At 70.7% G+C, this 6,552-nt stretch carries 6 protein-coding genes; 1 reads left to right on the top strand and 5 read right to left on the bottom strand.

Going from position 1 to position 6,552, the window contains the following annotated elements; all coding sequences use genetic code 11:
* From C667_RS19040 to C667_RS19020, 5 genes are all read right to left on the bottom strand, one after another.
* Nucleotides 1–387 (bottom strand): Z-ring associated ZapG family protein (locus C667_RS19040; protein WP_157302418.1); only part of this gene is annotated, 387 nt, incomplete at its 3' end.
* Between the two features lie 30 nt (nt 388–417).
* Nucleotides 418–1,440, bottom strand: a complete 1,023-nt coding sequence (locus tag C667_RS19035; protein ID WP_039922252.1) for an FAD:protein FMN transferase — start codon at nt 1,438–1,440, stop codon at nt 418–420.
* A 53-nt stretch (nt 1,441–1,493) separates the two neighbouring features.
* Nucleotides 1,494–2,450, bottom strand: coding sequence for a glutathione synthase (gene gshB, locus C667_RS19030; RefSeq protein ID WP_004376472.1), 957 nt, complete (start codon nt 2,448–2,450; stop codon nt 1,494–1,496).
* A gap of 215 nt (nt 2,451–2,665) precedes the next feature.
* On the bottom strand, nt 2,666–3,967 hold the full coding sequence (gshA, locus tag C667_RS19025) for a glutamate--cysteine ligase (protein ID WP_004376470.1): 1,302 nt from the start codon (nt 3,965–3,967) through the stop codon (nt 2,666–2,668).
* Between the two features lie 164 nt (nt 3,968–4,131).
* Complete coding sequence (locus tag C667_RS19020) at nt 4,132–4,596, bottom strand: Lrp/AsnC ligand binding domain-containing protein (protein ID WP_004376468.1); 465 nt, start codon at nt 4,594–4,596, stop codon at nt 4,132–4,134.
* A gap of 220 nt (nt 4,597–4,816) precedes the next feature.
* On the opposite strand from C667_RS19020, the gene C667_RS19015 reads away from it, so the two are divergent.
* Nucleotides 4,817–6,552, top strand: a 1,736-nt coding sequence (locus C667_RS19015) for a proline dehydrogenase family protein (protein ID WP_004376466.1), incomplete at its 3' end; no start/stop codon positions are given.

Genomic DNA, 6,552 nt, shown 5'->3' with positions numbered 1-6,552 from the left:
CGCCGCCGCGGCCGCCGTCGCCGCACCCGCGAGCAGCGCGCCGGCGGTGGCCGGCTCGACCACGCGGCGGGGCAGCAGCGCATCGACGCGCTCCTGGAAGCGCTCGCGCGCCGAAGCGCCGGAGAGCTTGTCGTAACCTGCGGACAGGTGCTCGAAGAGCTCCTTGTACGAGCCCGCCATCGACACGAACAGGGTCGCGGTCTTGTCGAAGTGGGCGTCGACCTCCTTGCGGTAGCGCTCGGCCTCCTCGCCCTTGCGCGCCAGCTCGGCCTCGAGCTCGTCGATGCGTCCCTTGGTACCGGCGCTCGAGCGCCCGACGAAGAACGCGATCACGCCGACGATGACGACGGCGGAGATGGCGAGCAGCCAGGCGGTTTGCGGGGTCATGTCCATGTTGTCCTCCCTCCTTTGTGGATCTCAATCAACGACCGTCGCCTCCACCGGCGACGGGAACTGCAGGCGCGCACGCAGCGCGCGGGTGATCTCCACGCGGCCGTCTCCGGACACGCGCAGTGCATGTTCGATGCCGAAACGGCGAATCTGTTCGCGCCATTCGTCACCGGCGAGATAGGCCGGCTTGCTCGGCGCGTCCGACAGCGTGCCGGCCTTGGCGCGCGGGGTGACGAGCACGGTGAGCGACTGCGTGCCGTGCCCGGGCTGGCCGGTGCGCGGGTCGAGCAGGTGGGCGTAGCGCTCGCCGTCGAGCTCGAAGTAACGCTGGTAGTCGCCCGAGGTGCCGATCGCCTCGCCGTCGTAGAGCGGCAGGGTGGCGAGCGGCGCGGGCGCGCGCGGGTGCTGGATGCCGATCCGCCAGGGCTGGTCGCCCTTGCGGCCGAGCGCCATGACGTTGCCGCCGATGTTGATGAGCGCGTTGACGGTGCCCGCCTCCCGCAGGATCGCCGCGGCGCGGTCGAGCGCGTAGCCCTTGGCGTAGCCGCCGAGGTCGAGCTGCACCGCCGGGTTGCGGCTCTCGACCCGGTTGCCGTCGATGACGAGGTCGGCCATCGAGGGGCGCGCGGCGAGCAGGGCCTGCAGCCTGTCGGGGTCGGGGCGCTGCGGCACGAAGGTGTCGGTGTGAAAGCCCCACAGCGCGACCAGGCCGCCGAGCGCGGGGTCGAAGAGGCCGTCGCCGGTGGCGGCGATCGCCTGCGCGTCCCTCAGGATCGCGGCGAGCTCGTCGGACACGGTGGCGGCCTCGCCGCGCGCGATCGCGGCGTTGAGGGCGGTGAGCTCGGAGGGCTCCCAGGCGTGGTAGGCGCGATGCAGGCGGTCGAACTCCCGCAGCACCGCGGCGGCGGCGCGGTCGGCCTCGGCCTGGTTCTCGCCATACACCGCGACGTCGACCCGGGTGCCGAAGACGTAGGCCTCGTGATGGAAGACCTGCGCGCGCGAGCAGGCCGCGAGCAGCAGCGCGCAGGCGGCCAGCGCGAGGACGCGCAGCGCGTCCGCCGCAGCACGCGGATCGGGGAAGGCGGAGAGGCTCGGGCGCAGGCTCAGCCGCACGCCCGCTCCAGCTTGTCGATCACCAGGCCGGCCACGTCGAAGCCCTGCTGGGTGGCGATCTCCACCATGCAGGTGGGGCTGGTGACGTTGATCTCGGTGAGGTGGCCGCCGATCACGTCCAGCCCGACGATCAGCAGCCCGCGCGCCCACAGCGTCGGCGCGAGGAAGCCGGCGATCTCGCGCTCGCGCGCGGTGAGCGCCATCGCCACGCCGCGCCCGCCGGCGGCGAGGTTGCCGCGCGTCTCGCCCGCCCGCGGGATGCGCGCGAGCGAGAACGGCACGACCTCGCCGCCGATGATCAGCACGCGCTTGTCGCCGTCGACGATCTGCGGCAGGTAGCGCTGCGCCATGATGGTGCGCATGCCCTCGTGGGCCAGCGTCTCCACGATCACGTTGCGGTTGGGGTCGTCCTTGCGGACACGGAAGATCTGGCTGCCGCCCATGCCGTCGAGCGGCTTGAGGATGACGTCGCCGAGCTCGTCGATGAAGGCGTGGATGTCGGCCGGGTCGCGCGCCACCAGCGTGGTGGCGGTGAACTGCGGGAACTCGGTGATCGCGATCTTCTCGGAGTGGTCGCGCACCGCGCGCGGGTCGTTGAACACGCGCACGCCGGCCTGCGCCGCGCGCTCGAGCAGCCAGGTGGCGGTGACGTACTCGAAGTCGAAGGGCGGGTCCTGGCGCATCAGCACCGCGTCGAAGGCGGCCAGCGGCAGCGCCTGCGCCTCGCCCGCGCGATACCAGGCCGCATCGTCGGCGCCGACCTCGAGCGGCACGCAGCCGGTGCCGATCACCACGCCCTCGCGCCAGGTGAGGCCGGCGCGCTGCAGCGCCCACACCTCGTGCCCGCGCCGTGCGGCGGCGCGCATCATCGCGACGCTGGAGTCCTTGTAGGCCTTGAGGCCCTCGAGCGGGTCGAGGATGAAGAGGAGCTTGAGCTTGCGGGTCATGACTTGATCAAACGTTCCATTGACTGCCCGTCTCCGGGCTGCAGATGCGGCAAGCGCCGCGAGCCATTGTGCAACAGCCGCTCCGACCCCTGCACGACGACCGGCTCGCCCCCTGCAGGAGCGGCAGAAGCCGCGAGCCTCTCGGCCGGCGCCCAGTCGGCCGCATCGCCTTCAGCCCCTCGCGGCTCGCGCCGCGCATACGGGGCCAAACAACATCATGCGGCCAGCGCGTCCTCGTCCTCGGCGGGCGCGGTCTCCTCGATCTCGACCGAGGCCGCGAGCAGCGCCAGGCGCGCGACCACGCCGTAGGCATAGAAGCGGTTCGGCGGCGCATCCGGGCCCTGGGCGGCGTCGGGCATGGTGCCGCTGGTGTCGAAGGCGAGCGGCTTGAAGTGCATGCCGGGCGCGTTGAGGTTCTCGTCGCGGCCGCGCTCGGTGTGGACGCGGTAGAAGCCGCCCACCACGTAGTGGTCCATCATGTAGACGACCGGCTCGGCGACGCCGTCCTCGACCGTCTCGAAGGTGTGCACGCCCTCCTGGATGATGACCTCGTGCACCTGCAGGCCTTCCTTGACCACCGCCATCTTGTTGCGCTGGCGGCGGTTGAGGCCGACCACCTCGGAGGCGTCCTTGACCGTCATCACGCCCATGCCGTAGGTGCCGGCGTCGGCCTTGACCACCACGAAGGGCTCGTCGGTGACGCCGTACTCCTTGTACTTGGCGCGGATGCGGGTGAGCAGCGAATCCACCTGGCCGGCCAGGCACTCCTCGCCGGTGCGCTCCTGGAAGTTGATCTGGCCGCACACGCCGAACTCGGGGTTGATGCGCCACGGGTCGATGCCGATCGCGCTGGCGAACTCGCGCGCGACGCGGTCGTAGCACTCGGCGTGCTTCGACTTGCGGCGCTTGTGCCAGCCCGCGTGCAGCGGCGGGATCAACCATTGCTCGTCGAGGCCCTTGAGCACCTGCGGGATGCCCGCCGAAAGGTCGTTGTTGAGCAGCACCGCGCAAGGGTCGAAGTTGTCCAGGCCGAGGCGGCTGCCGCTGCGGCGCAGCGGCTCCAGCGTCAGCGTGGCGCCGTTGGCGAGCTCCAGCACGGTGGGCTCGGCGATCTCGGGCAGCAGGCTGCCGATGCGCACATCCAGCCCGGTGAGGCGCAGGATAGACACCAGCTTGGCGACGTTCTGCAGGTAGAACTGGTTGCGGGTGTGGTTCTCGGGGATCAGCAGCAGCTTGCTGGCGTCCGGGCAGATGCGCTCGATCGCCGCCTGCGCCGCCTGCACGCACAAGGGCATGAAGGCGTCGTTGAGGTTGTTGAAGCCGCCCGGGAACAGGTTCAGGTCGACCGGCGCGAGCTTGAAGCCCGAGTTGCGCAGGTCGGTCGAGCCGTAGAAGGGCGGCATGTGGTCCTGCCACTGGTCGCGGAACCACCTTTCGATGTCGCAGGCGTTGTCGAGGAACTGGCGCTCGAGCTCCAGCAGGGGGCCGGTGAGCGCGGTAGTGAGGTGCGGAACCATGGATTGGATGTCTCTCGTGAGGGGGCCGCCACCCGGCGGACGGCAGCCGATGCTTTGGCCGGAATGTTACACCAAGGGACCCTCGGGCCGTCTGCACGCCACCCGCCGAAAAAGATGCTGCTGCGCGGGCAAGCGCACTGCCGCAGGCAAGCCCGCGGCGGCCGTCAGACAGGCGGCCGCACCGGCAGGCTACGCTCGTCCTTCACCGCCTCCATCACCACGTAGGTGTGGGTCTGCTTCACGCACGGCAGGCCGGAGATCTGCTCGCCCATCACGCGGCGGTATTCGTTGATGTCGCGGGTGCGCACCTTGAGCAGGTAGTCGAAGTCGCCGGCGATCATCAGGCAGGACTCGATCTCGGGGATGCGGCGCACGGCGTCGTTGAAGCGGCGCAGGTCCTGTTCGGTGGTGCTGGTGAGCAGCACCTGGACGACGACGATGTGGCCGGCGCCGACCGCGTCGGGGTCGAGCGCGGCGTGGTAGCCGCGGATCACGGCGGCCTTTTCCAGCCGGCGCACGCGCTCCGCACAAGGCGTCTTGGTGAGGCCGACGCGGCGCGACAGCTCGACGATCGACAGGCGGGCGTCGGCTTGCAGCTCCTCGAGGATTTTGCGATCGATACGATCCATTGCGGTGGGGCAGGCAATTTGCCTGGATAGGCAGCAGAGAACGGGAATTATGGCTCTATAAACGCGAACTTTGGAGCCATTAACTAGGCCATTTGGCAAAGAATTCAGCCGTTCGGTCGGTCGCGGATCCTGTCCCGGTCTGCCCGACCTCATCCACTCGATACAACGCCTGTGGCCGACCTCCGCCAGGACGGCCGGCAAGCCTCCGGAGCACCCGACCATGTCCACGCCCAATCTGCCGCCCACCCGCCATCCCCGACCCACCGAAGCCACTGCCGCAGCGCGGCCGTCCGCGCCGCGCGCAGCCCTGCGCCAGGCGATCGACACCGCCTGGCGCACGCCCGAGCCGGTTTGCGTGCCCGTGCTGGTGGAGGCCGCGCGCATCCCCTCCGAGCTGCGCGAACCCGTCCGCAGCCTCGCCCACGACCTCGTCAGCGGCCTGCGCGCCACCCGCTCGCGCTCGTCCGGCGTGGATGCGCTGATGAAGGAGTTCTCACTCTCCAGCCAGGAGGGCGTGGCGCTGATGTGCCTGGCCGAGGCGCTGCTGCGCGTGCCCGACAAGGCCACCGCCGACCGCCTGATCCGCGACAAGCTCGCCGACGGCGACTGGCGCGCGCACATCGGCAACAGCCCCTCGCTGTTCGTCAACGCCGCGACCTGGGGCCTCTTGATCACCGGCCGGCTGGTGTCGACCAGCAGCGCGGAGGGCCTGTCCTCGGCGCTCACCCGCCTGGTGGCGCGCGGCGGCGAGCCGCTGATCCGCAAGGGCATGGACCTGGCGATGCGCATGCTGGGCGAGCAGTTCGTCACCGGCCGCGACATCGACGAGGCCTTGAAGCGCGGCCGCGAGCACGAGCACAAGGGCTACCGCTACTCCTTCGACATGCTCGGCGAGGCCGCGATGACCGCTGCGGACGCCGAGCGCTACTTCAAGGATTACGAGCGCGCGATCGAGGCCATCGGCAAGGGCTCGAAGGGCCGCGGCGTGGTCGACGGCAACGGCATCTCGGTGAAGCTCTCGGCCCTGCACCCGCGCTACACCTGGTCGCAGCGCGAGCGCGTGCTCGCCGAGCTGCTGCCGAAGCTGAAGACCCTGTGCCTGCAGGCCAGGCGCCACGACATCGGCCTCAACATCGACGCCGAGGAGGCCGACCGCCTGGACATCTCGCTCGACCTGCTCGAGGCGCTCGCGCTCGACGACGCGCTCGCCGGCTGGACCGGCCTGGGCTTCGTGGTGCAGGCCTACCAGAAGCGCGCGCCGCAGGTGCTCGACTTCGTCATCGACCTCGCCCGCCGCAGCGGGCAGCGCATGATGGTGCGCCTGGTCAAGGGCGCCTACTGGGACGCCGAGATCAAGCGCGCGCAGATCGACGGGCTGGCCGGCTACCCGGTGTACACGCGCAAGGTGTACACCGACGTCTCCTACCTCGCCTGCGCGAAGAAGCTGCTCGCCGCGCGCGACGCCATCTACCCGCAGTTCGCCACCCACAACGCGCACTCGCTGGCGGCGATCTTCCACCTCGCCGCCGCCGACGGCCGCGCCTGGCAGCCGGGCGACTACGAGTTCCAGTGCCTGCACGGCATGGGCGAGCCGCTCTACGACCAGATCGTCGGCCAGACCGGCCGCCACCGCCTGGTGCGCATCTACGCGCCGGTGGGCAGCCACGAGACCCTGCTCGCCTACCTGGTGCGCCGCCTGCTCGAGAACGGCGCCAACACCAGCTTCGTGAACCGCATCGTCGACGAGCGCGTGCCGGTGGACGAGCTGATCGCCGACCCGGTCGAGCAGGCCGCCCCGCTCGCCGGCGCACCGCATCCCAGGATCACGCTGCCTTCCGATCTGTTCGGCGCGCAGCGCAGCAACTCGGCCGGCATCGATCTCGCCAGCGAGCCGGTGCGCGCACGCATCGCCGCCGCGCTGGCCGGCTCGCGCGCCACGCCCTTCGCGGCCGGCCC

It is taken from the genome of Thauera phenylacetica B4P (assembly GCF_000310225.1).
GTDB lineage: Bacteria > Pseudomonadota > Gammaproteobacteria > Burkholderiales > Rhodocyclaceae > Thauera > Thauera phenylacetica.
Note: the sequence above shows the minus strand (reverse complement) of the source record. Positions and strands in the feature narration are given on the sequence as shown.

Coding starts and splice junctions, on each gene's coding strand:
- gshB (WP_004376472.1), bottom strand. CDS start 2,450: ATGACCCGCAAGCTCAAGCTCCTCTTCATCCTCGACCCGCTCGAGGGC.
- C667_RS19020 (WP_004376468.1), bottom strand. CDS start 4,596: ATGGATCGTATCGATCGCAAAATCCTCGAGGAGCTGCAAGCCGACGCC.
- gshA (WP_004376470.1), bottom strand. CDS start 3,967: ATGGTTCCGCACCTCACTACCGCGCTCACCGGCCCCCTGCTGGAGCTC.